General features: G+C 66.3%; 19 protein-coding genes. 5 read left to right on the top strand and 14 right to left on the bottom strand.

Annotated elements, in window-relative coordinates; genetic code table 11:
- Nucleotides 1-219 precede the first annotated feature (219 nt).
- Nucleotides 220-1,101 (bottom strand): helix-turn-helix transcriptional regulator, encoded by an 882-nt coding sequence (locus BACI348_RS17985; protein ID WP_159828720.1) that lies wholly within the window; start codon nucleotides 1,099-1,101, stop codon nucleotides 220-222.
- 307 nt (nucleotides 1,102-1,408) lie between these two features.
- On the opposite strand from BACI348_RS17985, the gene BACI348_RS17980 reads away from it, so the two are divergent.
- Nucleotides 1,409-2,449, top strand: a complete 1,041-nt coding sequence (locus BACI348_RS17980; RefSeq protein WP_159828717.1) for an NAD(P)-dependent alcohol dehydrogenase — start codon at nucleotides 1,409-1,411, stop codon at nucleotides 2,447-2,449.
- Nucleotides 2,450-2,527: 78 nt separating this feature from the next.
- On the opposite strand, the gene BACI348_RS17975 is transcribed toward BACI348_RS17980, so the two are convergent.
- The 7 genes from BACI348_RS17975 to BACI348_RS17945 all read right to left on the bottom strand — a co-directional run bounded on the left by BACI348_RS17975 (nucleotide 2,528) and on the right by BACI348_RS17945 (nucleotide 8,789).
- On the bottom strand, nucleotides 2,528-3,931 hold the full coding sequence (locus BACI348_RS17975) for an MBL fold metallo-hydrolase (RefSeq protein WP_159828714.1): 1,404 nt from the start codon (nucleotides 3,929-3,931) through the stop codon (nucleotides 2,528-2,530).
- Between the two features lie 68 nt (nucleotides 3,932-3,999).
- Nucleotides 4,000-4,605 carry a GNAT family N-acetyltransferase gene (locus tag BACI348_RS17970; RefSeq protein WP_159828711.1) on the bottom strand — a complete coding sequence of 202 codons (606 nt, stop codon included), beginning with the start codon at nucleotides 4,603-4,605 and terminating at the stop codon, nucleotides 4,000-4,002.
- Nucleotides 4,595-6,706, bottom strand: coding sequence for a penicillin acylase family protein (locus BACI348_RS17965; RefSeq protein WP_236557625.1), 2,112 nt, complete (start codon nucleotides 6,704-6,706; stop codon nucleotides 4,595-4,597). The genes BACI348_RS17970 and BACI348_RS17965 overlap by 11 nt, the downstream gene beginning before the upstream one ends.
- A 129-nt stretch (nucleotides 6,707-6,835) precedes the next feature.
- Complete coding sequence (locus BACI348_RS17960; RefSeq protein WP_159828708.1) at nucleotides 6,836-7,261, bottom strand: nuclear transport factor 2 family protein; 426 nt, start codon at nucleotides 7,259-7,261, stop codon at nucleotides 6,836-6,838.
- A 12-nt stretch (nucleotides 7,262-7,273) separates the two neighbouring features.
- Nucleotides 7,274-7,549, bottom strand: coding sequence for a hypothetical protein (locus BACI348_RS17955; protein ID WP_159828705.1), 276 nt, complete (start codon nucleotides 7,547-7,549; stop codon nucleotides 7,274-7,276).
- Between the two features lie 47 nt (nucleotides 7,550-7,596).
- On the bottom strand, nucleotides 7,597-8,412 hold the full coding sequence (locus tag BACI348_RS17950; protein WP_442858533.1) for a CPBP family glutamic-type intramembrane protease: 816 nt from the start codon (nucleotides 8,410-8,412) through the stop codon (nucleotides 7,597-7,599).
- A gap of 26 nt (nucleotides 8,413-8,438) precedes the next feature.
- Complete coding sequence (locus tag BACI348_RS17945; protein WP_159828702.1) at nucleotides 8,439-8,789, bottom strand: ArsR/SmtB family transcription factor; 351 nt, start codon at nucleotides 8,787-8,789, stop codon at nucleotides 8,439-8,441.
- Between the two features lie 96 nt (nucleotides 8,790-8,885).
- Here BACI348_RS17945 and trxB point away from each other — a divergent pair, with 96 nt between their 5' ends.
- The gene (gene trxB, locus BACI348_RS17940; RefSeq protein WP_159828699.1) at nucleotides 8,886-9,890 is read left to right on the top strand and encodes a thioredoxin-disulfide reductase; all 1,005 of its coding nucleotides are present in this window, start codon (nucleotides 8,886-8,888) and stop codon (nucleotides 9,888-9,890) included.
- Between the two features lie 98 nt (nucleotides 9,891-9,988).
- Here trxB and BACI348_RS17935 read toward each other — a convergent pair whose 3' ends face one another.
- From BACI348_RS17935 to BACI348_RS17915, 5 genes are all read right to left on the bottom strand, one after another.
- On the bottom strand, nucleotides 9,989-10,186 hold the full coding sequence (locus tag BACI348_RS17935) for a hypothetical protein (protein WP_159828696.1): 198 nt from the start codon (nucleotides 10,184-10,186) through the stop codon (nucleotides 9,989-9,991).
- Between the two features lie 333 nt (nucleotides 10,187-10,519).
- On the bottom strand, nucleotides 10,520-11,287 hold the full coding sequence (locus tag BACI348_RS17930; protein ID WP_159828693.1) for a GAF and ANTAR domain-containing protein: 768 nt from the start codon (nucleotides 11,285-11,287) through the stop codon (nucleotides 10,520-10,522).
- Nucleotides 11,288-11,536: 249 nt separating this feature from the next.
- Nucleotides 11,537-12,256: a GAF and ANTAR domain-containing protein gene (locus BACI348_RS17925; RefSeq protein WP_159828690.1), complete on the bottom strand. Its 720-nt coding sequence runs from the start codon at nucleotides 12,254-12,256 to the stop codon at nucleotides 11,537-11,539.
- 155 nt (nucleotides 12,257-12,411) lie between these two features.
- Nucleotides 12,412-12,741 carry a hypothetical protein gene (locus tag BACI348_RS17920; RefSeq protein WP_159828687.1) on the bottom strand — a complete coding sequence of 110 codons (330 nt, stop codon included), beginning with the start codon at nucleotides 12,739-12,741 and terminating at the stop codon, nucleotides 12,412-12,414.
- A gap of 8 nt (nucleotides 12,742-12,749) precedes the next feature.
- Nucleotides 12,750-13,469, bottom strand: coding sequence for a GAF and ANTAR domain-containing protein (locus BACI348_RS17915; protein WP_159828684.1), 720 nt, complete (start codon nucleotides 13,467-13,469; stop codon nucleotides 12,750-12,752).
- A gap of 239 nt (nucleotides 13,470-13,708) precedes the next feature.
- On the opposite strand from BACI348_RS17915, the gene BACI348_RS17910 reads away from it, so the two are divergent.
- On the top strand, nucleotides 13,709-14,443 hold the full coding sequence (locus BACI348_RS17910; RefSeq protein ID WP_159828681.1) for a GAF and ANTAR domain-containing protein: 735 nt from the start codon (nucleotides 13,709-13,711) through the stop codon (nucleotides 14,441-14,443).
- A 65-nt stretch (nucleotides 14,444-14,508) separates the two neighbouring features.
- On the opposite strand, the gene BACI348_RS17905 is transcribed toward BACI348_RS17910, so the two are convergent.
- Entirely contained in the window at nucleotides 14,509-15,237 is a 729-nt protein-coding gene (locus tag BACI348_RS17905; RefSeq protein ID WP_159828678.1) for a Type 1 glutamine amidotransferase-like domain-containing protein, read from the bottom strand.
- Nucleotides 15,238-15,328: 91 nt separating this feature from the next.
- Here BACI348_RS17905 and BACI348_RS17900 point away from each other — a divergent pair, with 91 nt between their 5' ends.
- Together BACI348_RS17900 and BACI348_RS17895 are read left to right on the top strand one after the other, a co-directional pair.
- Entirely contained in the window at nucleotides 15,329-15,661 is a 333-nt protein-coding gene (locus BACI348_RS17900; RefSeq protein WP_159828675.1) for an ArsR/SmtB family transcription factor, read from the top strand.
- 14 nt (nucleotides 15,662-15,675) lie between these two features.
- Nucleotides 15,676-16,173, top strand: coding sequence for an SRPBCC family protein (locus BACI348_RS17895; RefSeq protein ID WP_159828672.1), 498 nt, complete (start codon nucleotides 15,676-15,678; stop codon nucleotides 16,171-16,173).

Raw genomic sequence — 16,173 nt, 5'->3', positions numbered from 1 at the left:
CTGGTCACACCGTTGGCCAGCATCCGGCACAAGACGCTCAACGTAAGGAAACGGCACTACTTATGGCGCCATCCGAAGGACAAACCGGGCAACGCGGCGCCATGATCCGCAACGGTGGTTAATGTGACTGGACGGGCGCCCGGAACTGGTTGCCAGGTGCCGGCTCCACTGGCTCAGCGGTTGCGAATACGCGCCGGAGGCAGTGGAACCGGGCACCAGCTAGCCCGCGTGCGCCTGGGCCAGCTCGGCGATCTTCTCTGTTGCCGCCCAGGAAGCGAGGAGCTTGAGGCTTTGCTCTGAAGGGCTGCCGGGGGTGGCGGGGTAGACCGTGAGTGAGTGCCCGGGGTCCTCTTCGAGCCCCAGGACCTGGTAGTTCAGTTCGAGCAGGCCCACCACAGGGTGCTGGAAGAACTTTGTTCCGGCATAGTGCCGCCGGACGTTGTGCGCTGCCCAGCGGGTGCGGAACTCGTCGCTGCGCATGGACAACTCGCCGATGAGTTCCGCAATGCCTTTGTCATGCGGATTACGGCCCGCTTCGCGGCGCAGGACGGCCACATTGGTGCTGGCTGCGCGCTCCCAGTCCGTGTAGAAGTTGTGCGCCCGGGGATCCAGGAAAATGAACCGCGAATGGTTGGCCGGCCGTGCAGGGCCCCGGTACATGTCCGAGTACAGGGCGTATCCAAGGGTGTTTGCGGCCACGATGTCCAACCGGTTGTTTCCTATGAACGCCGGCGCCCCCGTGATGGTGTCCAGGAGGTACTGCAGTTCCGGGCGCACGCCCACCGGCGCCGCGCTGACGGCGCGCTTACGCCCCGAACTGTTGGCCGTGCGCGCCAGGTCGTAGAGGTGGTCGTGTTCCGCGCGGTCCAGCTCCAGGGCCCGCGCGATCGCGTCCAGGACACTGTCCGAGACACCAGTGAGGTTCCCGCGCTCCAGCCGGGTGTAGTAGTCCACGCTGACTCCGGCGAGCCGGGCCACCTCTTCCCGGCGCAGCCCGGGCACGCGGCGGCGCCCGCCGTACGGTTCGATGCCCGCCTGCTGGGGCGTGATGCGCCCGCGGCGGGTGGAGAGGAACTGCCGGACCTCGGCTCGGTTATCCATAAGGACACGTTACGACGGATGCCGGATTCCTAAGGAGGGTCTGCCAAAACCCGTTTCAGCAGGGCCCTCGCTACGCCTTCGTGCACCGGGTTTGATGGAAGCGCGGCGGGGGCCAGGGTCCACTTCGTGCCCGCCGCAACAACCACCTGGGCTGAGCACATGACCGATGGCCAGTTCGAGGGCCGCCAAGGGTAGGACTGGCAGTCCCAGTATCAACAGGGCTACCCCTGCAGGCCCCATATGCCGGTTTCCAGGTCTTCGGCCCCGCTAGCATTCTAGAGAACCCCCAAGACACCACAGGAGAGCCATGACTACCGTCAAAGCCTACGCATCCCCGTCCGCCACAGAGGACCTCTTCGCCACCACCATCGAGCGCCGCGAAGTGGGCCCGCACGATGTCCTGATCGACATCAAGTTCGCCGGCATCTGCCACTCGGACATCCACACCGTCCGCGGCGACTGGGGCCCGCAGCAGTACCCGCTGGTGCCCGGCCACGAGATCGCCGGCATCGTCACCGAAGTTGGCAGCGCCGTGACCAAGCACGCCGTCGGCGACCGCGTCGGCGTCGGCTGCATGGTCAACTCCTGCAAGGAGTGCGCCAACTGCCTGAAGGGCGAGGAGCAGTACTGCCTCAAGGGCAATGTGGGCACCTACGGTGCCGTGGACCGCGACGGCACCATCACCCAGGGCGGCTACTCCAGCCACGTCGTGGTGACTGAAGACTTCGTGGTGCGCATCCCCGAGGGCCTGGACCTCGACGTCGCCGCCCCGCTGCTGTGCGCCGGCATCACCACCTACTCCCCGTTGCGGCACTGGGGTGCCGGACCCGGCAAGAAGGTTGCCGTCGTCGGCCTCGGCGGCCTCGGCCACATGGCCGTCAAACTCGCCCACGCCATGGACGCTGAGGTGACGGTGCTGTCCCAGTCGCTGAAGAAGCAGGAAGACGGGCTGCGCCTGGGCGCCGACCACTACTACGCCACCAGCGATGAGAACACCTTCCAGGAACTCGCCGGCAGCTTCGACCTGATCATCAACACGGTCAGCGCCTCGATCGACATCAGCTCCTACCTGCAGCTGCTGAAGCTGGACGGCGCACTGGTGAACGTCGGCGCCCCCGCTGAACCGCTCCCGGTGAACGCGTTCGCCCTGATCGGCGGCCGCCGGTCCTTCGCCGGATCCATGATCGGCGGCATCCGCGAGACCCAGGAGATGCTGGACTTCTGCGCGGAGCACGGCCTCGGCGCGGAGATCGAGGTCATCCCGGCCGACAAGATCAACGACGCCTACGAGCGCGTCCTCGCCTCGGACGTCCGCTACCGCTTCGTGATCGACACCGCCACCTTCTAGGGCAGCACGCCCCAAACAGAAGCGTACGACGGCGGGCCGCCCCTTCGCGGGGGTGGCCCGCCGTTTGTGCGGGGCGCTTCAGCTCTTGGACACGGCTTCCCGCGCCTGCTGCCAGGCGAGCCAGCCGGTGTAGCTGCCATCCAGCTCGGCGACGTCGTACCCGGCCCGGCGCAGCGCGCTCGCAGCCACCGAACTCCGTGTTCCGGTCTGGCAGTAGGCCACGATGCTGCCCCCGGCGGGAAGTTCATCAAGATGCCACATCAGGCGGCCCCCGCTGAGCTGGCGGGAGCCGGGGATGTGCCCGGCCGCGTGCTCGGTGCGGTTGCGGACGTCCAGCACCACGGCGTCCCGGGCTGCCAGGTCCCCGGGGTGGATGAGCTCCGGGGTAGCTGCCGGGAGCCCGACAAGGCTGGTGAGGTAGCCCGCAACGTTGTTGATGCCCACGCGCGCCAAGTGGTCCCGGAGGTCCTGGGCCTGTTCCTGGTCTTTGGCCAGGAGCACCAGCGGGTTCCGGTTCTTCTCCGGGTCCACTACCCAGGCGCCGTAGCTGGCCATCGCTCTGGCTGGAATGTTCAGGGACCCGGCCACTGTGCCCTGATGGACGTGCCGGCTGGTGCGGGTATCGACGAAGGTGACCCGCTCCGCGGCAAGGCCGGCGGCCACGTCCGCGGCGTCCAGCTCCCTCAGCGGCGGACGCTCTCCGAGCACCGATGGGCCGTCCCGGTTTTCGCGCTTCATCCGCCCGAAGTACGCGTGGGCATCGGGCTGTCCTTGAAGGAGTTCGGTGGTGAAACCCGTTTCATCATTGGTGGCGAGATAACGGCTCCACCAGGCATATCGGCGCTCATAGCCCACCGTGGAGGAGGGGACGGCGCCGATGGCTTTGCCGCAGGCGCTGCCGGCGCCGTGGGCCGGGTAAACCTGGACGTAGTCGGGCAGGGTGAAGAACTTGTCGCGGAGGCTGGCGAAGAGTTGCTTGGCTCCCACAAACCGGGTGTCGGTGCCGCCTGCCGCTTCATCCAGCAGGTCCGGCCGGCCCAGGTCGCCGGAGAAGACAAAGTCACCGGTGAACAGGTAGCCCGGCTGGTCGCTGAAGGCGCCGTCGGTTACGAGGAAGGAGAGGTGCTCCGGGGTGTGGCCAGGGGTATGAATTGCTGTGACGGTGATGTTGCCCAGAGTGATGGTGCCGCCGTCGAACAGCCGCTCGGCGTCGAAGTTGTAATGCCATTCCGGGCCGCCCTCGCCGGACACATGAACGGTGGCGCCGGTGGCTGCGGCCAGTTCCCGGGTGCCGGAAAGGTAGTCGGCGTGGATGTGGGTTTCGGTGACGGCCACGATTTTCATGCCGTGTTTCTTCGCGAGCTGCTGGTACACGGCGGTGTCGCGGCGGCCATCAATAACCAGCGCGGTTCCGTCGGCCTGGCACCCGATCAGATAGCTGGCGTGGGCCAGGTCATCGTCGTATATCCGCTCAAGAAGCATCGCAGCACTCCTTTGAAAAGGGCGTTCCGCCGGGCCCTAGACCGATCCTAATCCCAGGGGTTGCTTTACTACAGGGGGCTTATCCGGCCCCTGCCTGACTCGAACTTCGCCCGCGTGAGGAACACCAGCTGCGCTTCCTTTTCCGCCAACTGCACCTTGGCGCCGGCCTCGAAGCCGAAGCCCACCAGGCGCCCCACCGCCTTGGCGTTGCGGGCGTCCGGTTCTGCCACCACCCGGTCTTTGGACGGGTCTGACAGCAGGAAGCGGATCAGTCCGGACAACAGGGTGGCGGTGAAATTCTGCACCGGCCGTTCCGTCGGGGCGAGGAGCAGGTGCATACCGGTGTCCTCCGCGCGTGCCGGGTAGGCCTCGCCCACCGGATCGTGCTGCGGCTCGTAGGTCTGGAAGATGCCTGCCGGCTGTCCATCCACCACCATGAGGTACCCGTGGTGGGTATCCAGGCTGTCCAGGAAGCTGTAGATGTCCCGCACTTCGTCCCGGCCCATCGAGCCCATGCCCCAGAACCGGGCGCGTTCCTCCCGCACCCAACCGTGGATCAGGTCCGCATCAGCCTCGGGGGCAATGACCACCAGCCGCAGCCGGCCCAGGCCCGGGAGCTCTTCTTCGTACACGGCGTCCCTGGCATCGAGGGGGAGGGCTGTCTCAGTGGTCATGGTTCTCCTTGGTGAGCTGGTCCCAGTCGGTGACGACCGGGATGAGGTCGCCTGCTGCCCAGAGAGGCAGCTGGCTCGCGAAATGCCTGTTTTTCGGGTCTCCCGGAGCGCCGAACGGGACGATCCACCGGCTCCGTGTCCGGTCCGAGAGGTCCCAGACATACCGTGCCACGGGCCCGCGGAAGGAGCTGTCCGTCACGCCGGGCAGGCTTTCAGTGGACAGGACGCAGTTGGTGTCCCCGGACAGCGGAGTGACCGGCAGGACGGGTGCGGCGGTACCGGTGGACGGGTAGTCCGCCAGCCCATGCAGCGGCAGCAGCGTGTGCCGGCTTCCCCAGGTTTCAGCGTGGTGGGCTGCGGCGACTTCTTCCAGGGCCTGCCGGGCCGCGTCGCCGGCATCGAGGCCGTGGCGGTGTCCCTTGGCAATGATGGTTTCGACGGCGAAACCCACGCGGGCGGCCGGGTTCAGCCAAGGTGCGAACAAGGGTGGGTGCCCGTGCGGTGCTGCGATTGGAGCCAGGGCCGGACTCCGGGTCAGTGCGAGGACCAAGGCCGAACGCCACGCCGCGAAGGCTGCGGCAGCGCTGCTGTTCCCGCTCATCCGGCCGTCCCAGCCCAGCAGCCGGTTCCGCAGATCCCCGGCAGGACCGGAGGGCAGGTCCAGCCCTTCCAACAGCGCCCGGAAGGCCGGCCACGATCCCAGCAGGGAGTCCATATGGATGCGCTGCATGGTGTCAGCGTCCAGGCCAGGCCCTGCCTCTTCGAGCAGTTGCCGGATGCGGCGGGCACGGTGGGGCGGGGCAAACTCCAGGCCGGTCAGGTCCCCGCCGCCGGCAGCACGGTCGTTGGCATTGACGGCCAGCCCGTCCACTCCGGATCTGGGCAGGTCCGCCCATTCGCCGGTCCACTGATGTTCTGCGGACCACGCAGGAACAGGCCGGACCCGGTTCTCCGGGTTGCGGACCGGAACCTTGCCGGCAACGATCCGGCGCACGTCCCCACCTGAATCCGCGGCGAGGACGCAGTTCACCGGCTCCACCCAGGAGCCCAATGCCGTTTCAACATCGGCGGAGGTGCGGCTCCGCAACAGCGGCAGGAGGGCCTCGAAACCAAGAGAACCGGAAGAACGCGACGGCGTGCGCAGGCTCAGCGCGCCGCCCTCGGGCCCACCGGAAATCACCGGACCCCGCGCAGTCTCGATCACCTCCGCCGTCACGGCCGCGCCGCCGCGCACCAGGACCTCCTCCTGGTGGTGCGCCGGCACGGGCTCCCAGCCGTCCGGCCCCAGAGCCTGAAGACTGCCGGTGTGATAACGCAGCTGCTCAACGTACAGGTCCTGGTAGTCGGCCATGGCGTTGGTGACCGCCCAGGCGGCGGTCCCGGTGTGGCCGAAGTGCGGCAGCCCGGGGACGCCCGGGAAAGCCAGCCCGACCACGTCAAACTCCGGGCAGGCGAGGCGCACCTGCTGGTACACGCCGGGCAGTTCCATCAGCCGGTGCGGGTCCCCGGCGATCAGCGGAAACCCGGACGACGTGAGGTTCCCGGCCGCGGCCCAGGCGTTGCTGCCGGCCCACACCGGAGCCTCGATGCTGAAGAGTTCCACGGCTTCGGGGCCGAGTGCGGCAGCCACGTGCTCCCGCCAGAGCTTGTTGGGAAAGGTGCTGAAGAGGATGTGGTGGACCAGGAAAACGCCCAGCGGAGTCCACGGATTCCACCGTTCCGGGGCAGTCCCGGTGTCCCGGAACTCGGGCGCACCGCGGTGACCGGACTCCAAGGCCTTGTTAACGCCGTCCACATACGCGGCACACCAGCCTTGGGTGGCCGCGTCGAGGGTGGCGAAGCAGCGCCGGGCGGTGTGGTCGAGGCGTGCCTGCCGGGCGAACCGGTCCCACACCACACCTTCGGCGCCGAGGTGTTCCGCCGTCCGCCCCTCGGACCGCCATCGCTCCAGCTCGATCTGCCACGAACGGTCCGTGGCGGCGTTGTACCCCTGCAGGAAAGCCAGTTCGCCGGCAGAACCGGCGCGCAAGTGGGGGATGCCCCAGGCGTCGCGGAACGTCTCAGGGGCATGGCCCGGACCTGGCAGGGGAGTGGGATGCACTGTCAGTCCTTTTCTTAGGTGAACCTAAGTAAGGCTAGGACGCCAGGGCGGGTGGCCCAAAACGGCAGTGAAACAATGAGGCTCCGCCACGGCGCGGCCTTCGTGGCGCCGCTTGCTGCGCCAGGTTTCCTAGTCTCGCTTGCGCCAGGATTCCGGCCGCTGTCCCGAGAGGCTCTCCACAGCGTCTTCGATGTTCCTCCCGGCCTTGTCGACATCCTCCATATACAGCCTGCCGGCCACGATCTGGCCACCCTTTATCTCAAACAGCGTTACCCCGCGGACTTGGAAGTCCTGGCCGTCCGCCCGGGTTCCGGTCCAGGACCACTCGCTCCACGTAGTGTCGTCATCGTCCACCGAGCGGACCAGTTCCGCATGGAAGTCCGGGATGCCGGAAAGCATCGCCTGCCAGTTGGCATGCATTTGGGCCCGCCCAACGAACGCTTCGCCCGGGTGTGCCGGTTGTTCGCTGTGGTAATCCTGATGGATCAGCGCCGCCGCGGCTTCGAGGTCGTGGGCATTCAGGGCGGCCACCAAGCTGTCTACAACTGCACTCATGGGTTCCCCGTTCTAAGAACCGCTTTCCTCTTCGAGCTCGGCCAGCACATCGGCGGCGTCCTGGTTGCCGGACGCCGCCAGCCGCCGAAGCTCAGCAAGGTCGCCCTGTTCACCGGCGGTTTCGACCAGCTGGTCCAGCGCGTCCCGGCTGCCCGCATCGGACAGCCGACGCAGTTCGTCCAGGTCCCCGCGCTCGGCGGCATGCTCCACGAGTTCGTCGACGGCGTCCGGGTCACCGGCGGCGGCACGCTGCCTCAGTGCCTCAAGTTCACGGTCAGGTGTCTGCACGCTTCAACTATGGGCGCGGCATCAGCGCACGTCCAGACCACAAGAAGTCAGTACAGGAAGATATCGATCCACTCGCGGTTGTGGGCGTGGATGAGCACCAGGAACAGCACGAAGTCGAACAGCAGGTGCACGGTGACGATGTAGGACAGCGATTTGGTGATGGTGAACAGCCGGGCCTGGAGCAGCGCAAACGGGAAGATGAAGAACGGCGCCCACGCATGGAAACCCAGTTCCCACAGGAACGATGTGAACAGCACCGCCTGGAGGAGGTTGGCCTGCCAGTCGGGGAGGTGCCGTCGCAGGAGCGTGAACGCGGTGCAGATGAAAAAGAGCTCGTCCCAGATGCCCAGCACGTTGGTCCCCAGGAACAGCCGCGCAATGCCGTCCGGGTCGCTGACGGCCGGCCAGTTGTTGTAGACGCCGGTCCGGATCATGTAGACGGGCATCAGCGCGTACCCGATCACCAGGACGGCGGGCAGGTACCATTTCTCGGCCCGCGTCCACGGCTGGCCGGTCCGGACCGGGAACCGGATGGCGTGGTCCTTGGTAACGAACCGTGAAACGGCATACGGAATCCCGACAGCCAGGATCATCGCTGTACCCATCACTGCCATGTGCTCGGTGCTGATGTCAGTAGTGATCGGCACCAGGCTCATCGCGGTCAACCCCACGCCGATCAGTGCCAGGTCGATCAGCAGCCGCCGGTTGATGATTCCCGCCACCACCAGGGCCGTGGCCAGCAGCAGGAAGCCGGACAGCCGGTCTTCCCGGACAAACAGCAGAAATCCCGACGCCGATACGAGCGCCGCCGGGATCGCGTTCAGTGGCGTGCGGGTCAGCTTGGCGGGCCGCGGCCCGCGCAGCTGGACTTCCGTTTCGGGCTGCTGCTTCACAGCGTGGCCAGGAGTCCGGCGGCGTCCTCGAGCGCGCCCGGGACCAGCGAATAGTAGGCCCAGGTGCCACGCTTTTCCCGGTGAAGCAGCCCGGCGTCCACCAGCACCTTGAGGTGGTGCGACACCGTGGGCTGGCCGAGGTCAAGCGGCTCGGTCAAATCGCACACGCACGCCTCCCCGGCCTCCCCGGCTTTGACGATGGACAGGAGGCGCAGCCGGTTGGGGTCGGCCAGCGCCTTGAACACCAGGGCCTTTTGCTGCGCTTCCTGGGCGCTCAAAGCACCGTTTCCCGAAGGAGTGCAGCAGGGGTCATCAACCACGGGTTCGAGGGTCTGCAGGGCGGTCATGCACCCCATTATGCAACAAATTGACATCCATCGATATGGCTGGACAGGGACGCCCAGTAGCCTGTTCATTAACAACCCAAGCAAAGGAATCCCGCTGTGACCATTGACGCGAACCACCAGCACGCCCCCACCGAGCAGCTGATCATTATCGGTTCCGGCCCGGCCGGATATACCGCCGCCATCTATGCAGCCCGCGCGGGCCTTGCCCCGCTGGTGCTTGCCGGCTCCGTCACCGCCGGTGGTGCGCTGATGAATACCACGGAGGTGGAGAACTTTCCCGGCTTCCCCGGCGGCATCCAGGGGCCGGAACTGATGGACGGGCTGCAGGAGCAGGCCGAGAAGTTCGGCGCCAAGGTAGTCTTCGACGACGTCACGGAGGTTTCGCTGAAGGGTCATGTCAAGACCGTGGTCACCGGCGGCGGCGAAACCCACCGCGCCCCGGCCGTCATTCTGGCCACAGGATCGGCGTACAAGGAACTCGGCCTCGCGGAGGAGAAGAAATTCAGCGGCCACGGTGTTTCCTGGTGCGCCACCTGCGACGGGTTCTTCTTCCGGGACCAGGACATCATCGTGGTGGGCGGCGGTGATTCGGCCATGGAGGAAGCGATGTTCCTGACCCGCTTCGGGAAGTCCGTGACCGTCGTCGTCCGCAAAAACGAACTCCGCGCGTCCCGCATCATGGCGCAGCGGGCCAAGGACAATCCGAAGATCACCTTCGCCTGGAACTCCGCCGTCAGCGCCATCCACGGCGACGGGAAAGTCTCCGGGGTGACGCTCACGGACACCCGCTCCGGCGAAACCCGGCACCAGGCCGCCACGGGTATTTTCGTGGCGATCGGCCACGTCCCGCGCACCGAACTGCTGACCGGCCAGGTGGACCTGGACGAGGACGGCTACATCAAAGTGGACTCACCCACCACGGTTACCAACATCTCCGGCGTCTTTGCCTGCGGCGACGCGGTGGACCACCGCTACCGGCAGGCCATCACCGCCGCAGGAACCGGCTGCGCCGCCGCCCTCGACGCCGAGCGGTACCTCGCCGCACTGGAGGACGCGGACAGCATCGCCACCGCCCTGGTGGAGGAACCAACCCACAGCTAACCCCCCGTCCCTGGTTGGGCGGGCGAAGGACCCGAGCAAAAGTAAAGCGGACGACGGCGGGAGGTCCCGGCGTCGTCCGCTTTCCTTCGCGTGGTTCCCTAGACGGAAGCCAGGGCGCGGTCTTCGCCGCGGACGCTCAGGGTGAAGGTGTTCGGGCCGCTGCAGGTGACCGCGATGCGGCAGGTGGTGGTGTTGTGGCGGGCGGAAAGGTCGCTGACTGCGGCATCCAGTGTGTGGTGGAGGGCAGACCTGTCCCAGATCTTGAGGGTCACGGATTTAGTGGCATCGAACGTCATTATTCAACTTCCATTTCGTGCGGTTGGCGGTCCGGAATCTTCTTTGCCCGGACCGTGTCCTCGTCGATGAGGACAGATTATGCAAGGCCGGAAAGCGTGTTCCCGTACTTCCATGGTGCAGGTCCCTGCAAGGGGATGGCAACCGGAAATGTCCTGATGTGACCAAACACACGGGCCAGTCCGGAGGTTCCCGCGAGGGTCGGCTCCTGCTTTCCCATAGTGCCCAGAGCGATGGAGGCGCCACAACCGATTGGACGCTTTGTTGCAAGTGAGTCTCATCACGTAGCCGGCGCGAGCCGCGTCAGCACGAGTATTTTGGGCCGCCGGCAAGGGTCATTCGTCGAAGTATGTGTCGATCTGATGCTCGCCGGAAATGGATGCAATCACAGAGATGGCCACGTCCCGGAGTTTGATGTTCCGCGAACTCGAGGCTTTGGTGAGGATGTTGAACGCCGTGTCCCGGCTGCACCGGTTCTCCGCCATGATCGCTCCCACGGCCATGTCGATTGCGGTCCGGGACTTCATGGCCACGGCGAGGTCGTTCCGCGCTTCACTGAGCTGGGTGATGCGAAGGACCAGCCGGAGCGAGCCGGCGGCCTGCTCCGCGAAGGCTTCCGCGGTGGAAACGTCGTCTGCTGTGAACTCGTTGGTGCGGCCACTGTAGAGGTTCAGGACGGCTTCTGCCTCACCGGCAAGATCCAGCGGCACGGCGAGGATGGAGCACACCCCCTTCTCCGCAGCGTCCACGATGTACTGGGCCCACCGGCACTCCTCTGCCAGGTCGGGGACCAGGACGGTTTTTCGGGTTCGGAGGGCTGCGAGGCAGGGACCGTCCCCGAACCCGTTCTGCAGCTCGTCCAGTGCATGGGCCGCGGCGTCGCTGCTGGCCACCGCTTGCGGCCGCTTCCGCCGGATGACGGTGACCCCGGCATGGACCCTGTTGGCCATGGAGGACAGGCTCGCGGAGGCCACCACTGCGAGTTCGGTCAGGAAGCCGGCAATATCCTGGCTGCCCAGCACCAGTTCCTGCAGCCGCGTTCCGGTGTCCGGGTCCCGGGCCGGTCTGGGAAAAGTTTCCGGGTCAGGTTCGTGGAGCGTCATAGTGGATCGCCTTCTGCGAGTTCAGTCATTGCGAGCGTCACCAGGCTCATTTGCGCGGGGGGATGTCCAAGGCCTCGTTGAGGCAGGCGTCCAGCGAAAGCTCGTCGATTTCGCCGCCGATGCCTTAGTAGTAAGTCCACAATTTTGCCAGCGTAAGGTCGGCGTTCCGGAAGCGCTGGGCCGCCCCGCGGCGCTGTTCGGAGGAACAGCCACGCTGTTCCGGACCTTCGGTTCCCTGGGCATACATGCCTACGCTCCGTCCAGCGTGGGGACTTCGGCGCCGCGCACGATGTCGCTGGCGATCTCGTGGATCCTGCGGCTGCTTGACTTGGCAGCGAGTTGCAGGAGGTCAAGGGCGTCCTCCCGGCCGCCCCGGTGCTGGAGCATGATCAGCGAAACCGCCGCGTCCACCACGGCGCGGGACTTCAACGCAGCACGGAGGTGCTCCGGATGCACGTCCGCCCCGTGAAGGCGGAGCGCGATCCGGAGGACGCGGGACATCGAGGCCGCATGCTTTTCCAGGAGCACCACAGTGTCCTCGGTGAAGGCTTCCAGGGAACCGGCGTAACAATTCAGGCCGGCCAGGGACAAGGGGTCGGTGGGAATGGGGACGGCCAGCACGGAGCGGACGCCCTGCCGAAGTGCTGCTTCGCGGTAGCCATTCCAGCGCCCGTCACGTTTGAGGTCCGGAATCCACACCAGGCGCTGCCGGCGTGCTGCCGTAAGGCAGGGCCCGTCGTCGAAACCGTACTGTGTCTCATCCAGCATGCGGGCTTCCTCGCTGCTGGCGGCGAACGTTACCGGTCCGCCGTCGCGCTCCACCGTGATGGTGCACCACACCGGTCCCCGGCCGTCCACCATGGATGCCGAAATGGTGGCCAGGCCCAGAAGAAATTCCGGAAATCCTGGACTCTCGAGGAGCAGGTCCTGCATCTGGTCGGCAGTGGCTATCTTGTTGTCCTGGCCCATCAGGCCTCGATCCCTGGATTCGCCGGGCGGGCAACTGCCGCCGCCGCTCTCTGCGCGGGCTGACCCGGTATTCAACCTCCGGATTCACCTGCCATCCCGAAATCTCCTACTACTGACACTACGCCCGTGCATCAGCTATTCATACGTCTGCGGGCCTACTCCTCCGCCTCTGTTTGCCGTTCACTTCCGTCCTCCCGGCTGTCCAGCGCGGGCTCCGAGCCGGGCCCGCGATCCAAATCATCCGAGTACGGTGCGCGGGGCCGGGGGATGTCGTCAATCAGTTCGTTGGCCGCCAGGGCGAGGAGGTCGCGCTGGACCGGAGGCAGGGACAGCAGCCCCTGCAGGTACGCTTCCACCTCGTACTCGCCCGCATCTCCGGCGAGCCCAAAGTATTTCAGCCACAGTTCGGATGCTGAGATGTCCGCAGCCTTCATCGCTGAGCGGAGCCTGCGGCGTTGTTCCGGTTCGTTGGGATCGAAGCCCATGGAGCGCCCTAGTCTCCGGGTGCCGGCGTCCCGGCGAGGACGCGTTCACTGACATGCTGCAAGGGCACTTTCTCGTCCCGGGCCTGCTTGATCAGCAGGTGCAGGGCGGCATCGTGGGGGAGTCCCTGGCGCTCCATCAGCACGCCGCAGGCCCGGTTCACGAGGTCCCGGGTGTACAGCGAGACCTGGAGTCCCTCGGTCATCCTGCGCGGAGCTTCGCTGGCCTGGATGTGCGAGAGGAGGGTGGCTGCCGGGCCGGCAAACAGCTGCAGCAGCGCGGCACTGGAATCGTCGTAGGCATGTGCGGCGGCGGCGTATAGCTTCAGGGTCCCGATGGACTCCTTGCCCGCGATCAGCGGAGCGCTGACAACCGCCCGCACGGGGAAGCCGGCGACGGCCTCGCGCCATTCGGGCCACCGCAGTTCGTCCCGGAGGTCGGTCACCAGGACCGGTTCCTCTGCCGCCCAGGCGGTCAGGCACGGGCCTTCTCCGCATTCGTACTGGGCCGCATCGGCCTCGCTGACGATCCTGTCCGTGTAACCGCTGCTGGTGCGCCGGCCGCGGGCATTAAGGAGTGAAACGCCCGCGCCGATGGTGCCCGGGACGGACTCCTTCGCGGCCTGGGCCAAAAGCCGCACAGCCGTGTTCACCTTTTCTTCCGTGAGCAGCAGCCCCTGGATGCGGGCAATCACCGTGCTGAGCTCGTCAAGCCGGAGGTGCTGTGCCATGCTCCCAGCATAGAGCCAAGGTTCTTCCCGGGCGCTGGCGGTTCCCGGCGTCTTGGGCCCTTTGAAATGAAGTACGACGGCGGGAGCCGGCTACTCCGCGGACGTCCAGTCCGTGCTTTGCAACATCAAGCTGCGGGATGTTGCAGTGGACGTCATTGAGTCAGTCTCACCGGATCCCGCCCTGCGCACCCACTTCGACGACGACCCCCGGCATTCAGGGGTGGTAATAGGATGAGGCCATGTCGATTGCATCCGAAAACGAACCGCTGGAACAGCTCCAGAGCATCCTGGTGGGCTCAGAAAATGCGGTTGAGTTCCTTTCGGGCCTTTCCGGGCTGGCTGCTGCGGCGGTCTCCGAGATTGCCGGTGACGCGGTCGAGTGCGCAGTGACACTCAAGGTGAGGCGCAAGCCCACCACCGCCGCCGGCAGCAGCCAGCGGGCGGTGGAACTGGACAGGCTGGAGCAGGAGGTGGGCGACGGCCCGTGCATCAAGGCGCTGCGGGACATGTCCCCGGTGATCATCGATGATGTCTCCACTGATACCCGGTGGCCCGAACTGAACCGGAAGTTCGGTGGCGCCGGAATTCGCAGCTCCTTGGGGGTTCCGCTGGAGATCAGCGGCGAGGCCAGGGCCGCGCTGAACTTCTTCGCGACCAAGCCCGGCGTTTTCACCCCGGAAGTGTACGAAAAAGCCCTTGGCTTCGCTGCTGCTGCCCACAGCACGCTCCATCTGTCGGTCCGCATCAACACCGCGCAAAACCGTGCGGAGGACCTGGAAGCGGCCCTGGAAAGCCGGACAGCCATCAACCTGGCATGCGGCGTGATCATGGCCCAGAACAGGTGCTCCCAGGCGGAAGCGATGGACATCCTCACCAAGGTCTCCAGCAACCGCAACCGTAAGCTGCGGGACGTGGCCACCGAGCTCATCGAACAGCTCCAGGGCGGCAGCATCAAGACCCACTTCGATTCGTAAGACCGGGAGCCTGCTCCGTAGTTGGCTCCTGCTGGGGAGCCTGCTCCCGTAAGGCGGACCCGCTCTCAGCTGCCGGCGGTCCGGACGGACACGCTGCAGCCGGTGCCGTTCCGGCGGATGTCCCAGCGGTTACCGGTGCCGATTACCTCAAAGTCCGGGCCGCCGTCGTGCAGAAGAATGGCCGTGTTCTCATCCACTGCCACTGCCCGCTCCACCAGCCCCGCCGCCACGGCGCCGACCGCCCTGCTGAGGGTCCCGGCCTGGGCGGCGTGGACGTCCACAGCGAAGGAAACCAGCCCCATCCCGCCACGGACATCCACCTCGTCAAGGTCCTCCGAGCACTCTTCCCCGCACACTTCGACGCCGCCAATACGGTAGCCGCCCATGATGCCCTCTGCGGGAGCGATCATGGCGCCGGCAGAGAACCCCAGGTAAGGGGCGCCGTCGGCCGTCCGGGCGGCTATGGCACCCGCGCAGGAGCGAAGCCCCGCCAGATAGGCCGGGGTCAGCCCGCCGCCCACCACAATGCCATCGGCGCCCTCGAACAGGGCCGGGTCCGCGGGCATTCCCGGCCGCAGCAGTACCGGCACCACGTCACAGGAAACCAAAGACTGCAGCGGCCCGACGTAGGCCGGGAGGATCTCTCGCGGGTTCCCGCCGCGGTGATGAACCGCCACGGCGATCCGGGCCGGGCGGCCGCTGCCCGGCTGAGCGGGCAGTGCCTGGACAAAGCGCTTGAACACATCGGGAAACGCGTCAAAGTCCGGGCCGGCCCCGGCGAGGAAGATGCTCATGGGCTTCAAGATACCGTGCGGCCGGAACGTGTTCCCGGCATCGGGAACAGAGCCTTGACAGCGCATCCGCGAGGGGCTATCGTACAACCAAATGGTTGTAGATCAGCTCCGCGAAAACGAACTTGACCGCCTGTTCCAGGCGCTCGCCGACACCACCCGCCGGGACATCGTGCGGCGGGTGACGGTGGGCGGGTATTCGGTCTCCGGCCTCGCGGGCCTCTACGACATGAGCTTCGCCGCCGTCCAAAAGCACGTGGCGGTGCTGGAGCGCGCAACCCTGGTGACCAAGGAAAGGCGCGGAAGGGAGCAGCTCGTGCGGGGGAACCATGAAGGCCTGCAAAAAGCCCGGCACCTGCTCGATGAGTACGAGGCAATCTGGCAAGGGCGTGTGGACCGGATCGCCGACATTCTGGCTGAAGGATAAGAAGGGGTTCTGCAATGACCGTTATCAGTTCCACCAAGAATCTTGAGGCGCTGAGCTTGATTCTCGTCGCCGAGTTCGACGCCGGTGCCGAGCGTGTCTGGCAACTGTGGGAAGACCCGCGCCAGCTGGAGCGCTGGTGGGGTCCGCCCGGCTACCCGGCCACGTTTGAACAGTTCGACTTCGAGGCCGGCGGAAAGGCCGGCTACTACATGACCACTCCCGAGGGTGAAAAGCCCCGCGGCTGGTGGCGCTTCACCGCCATCGCGGCCCCCGGCAAGCTGGAGTTCGACGACGGATTCGCGGACGAAAAAGGGGAACCCGTGGCGGAGATGGGCGCCGGCCACGTAGCGGTGATGATCGAGGAGGCCGGTGGCCGGACCAGTATGAGGGTAGCCACTACCTTCGACTCCGAAGAACAGATGGAGCAGATGGTCCAGATGGGCATGGAGGAAGGCATGCGGGAGGCCATTGGCCAGATCGACGCCATCCTGGCCGAACATGCCAACGCCTGA

It is taken from the genome of Arthrobacter sp. 9AX, from assembly GCF_902506095.1.
GTDB lineage: Bacteria > Actinomycetota > Actinomycetes > Actinomycetales > Micrococcaceae > Arthrobacter.
The sequence above is the reverse complement of the archived record's forward strand: the minus strand, read 5'-3'. Positions and strand labels throughout refer to the sequence as shown.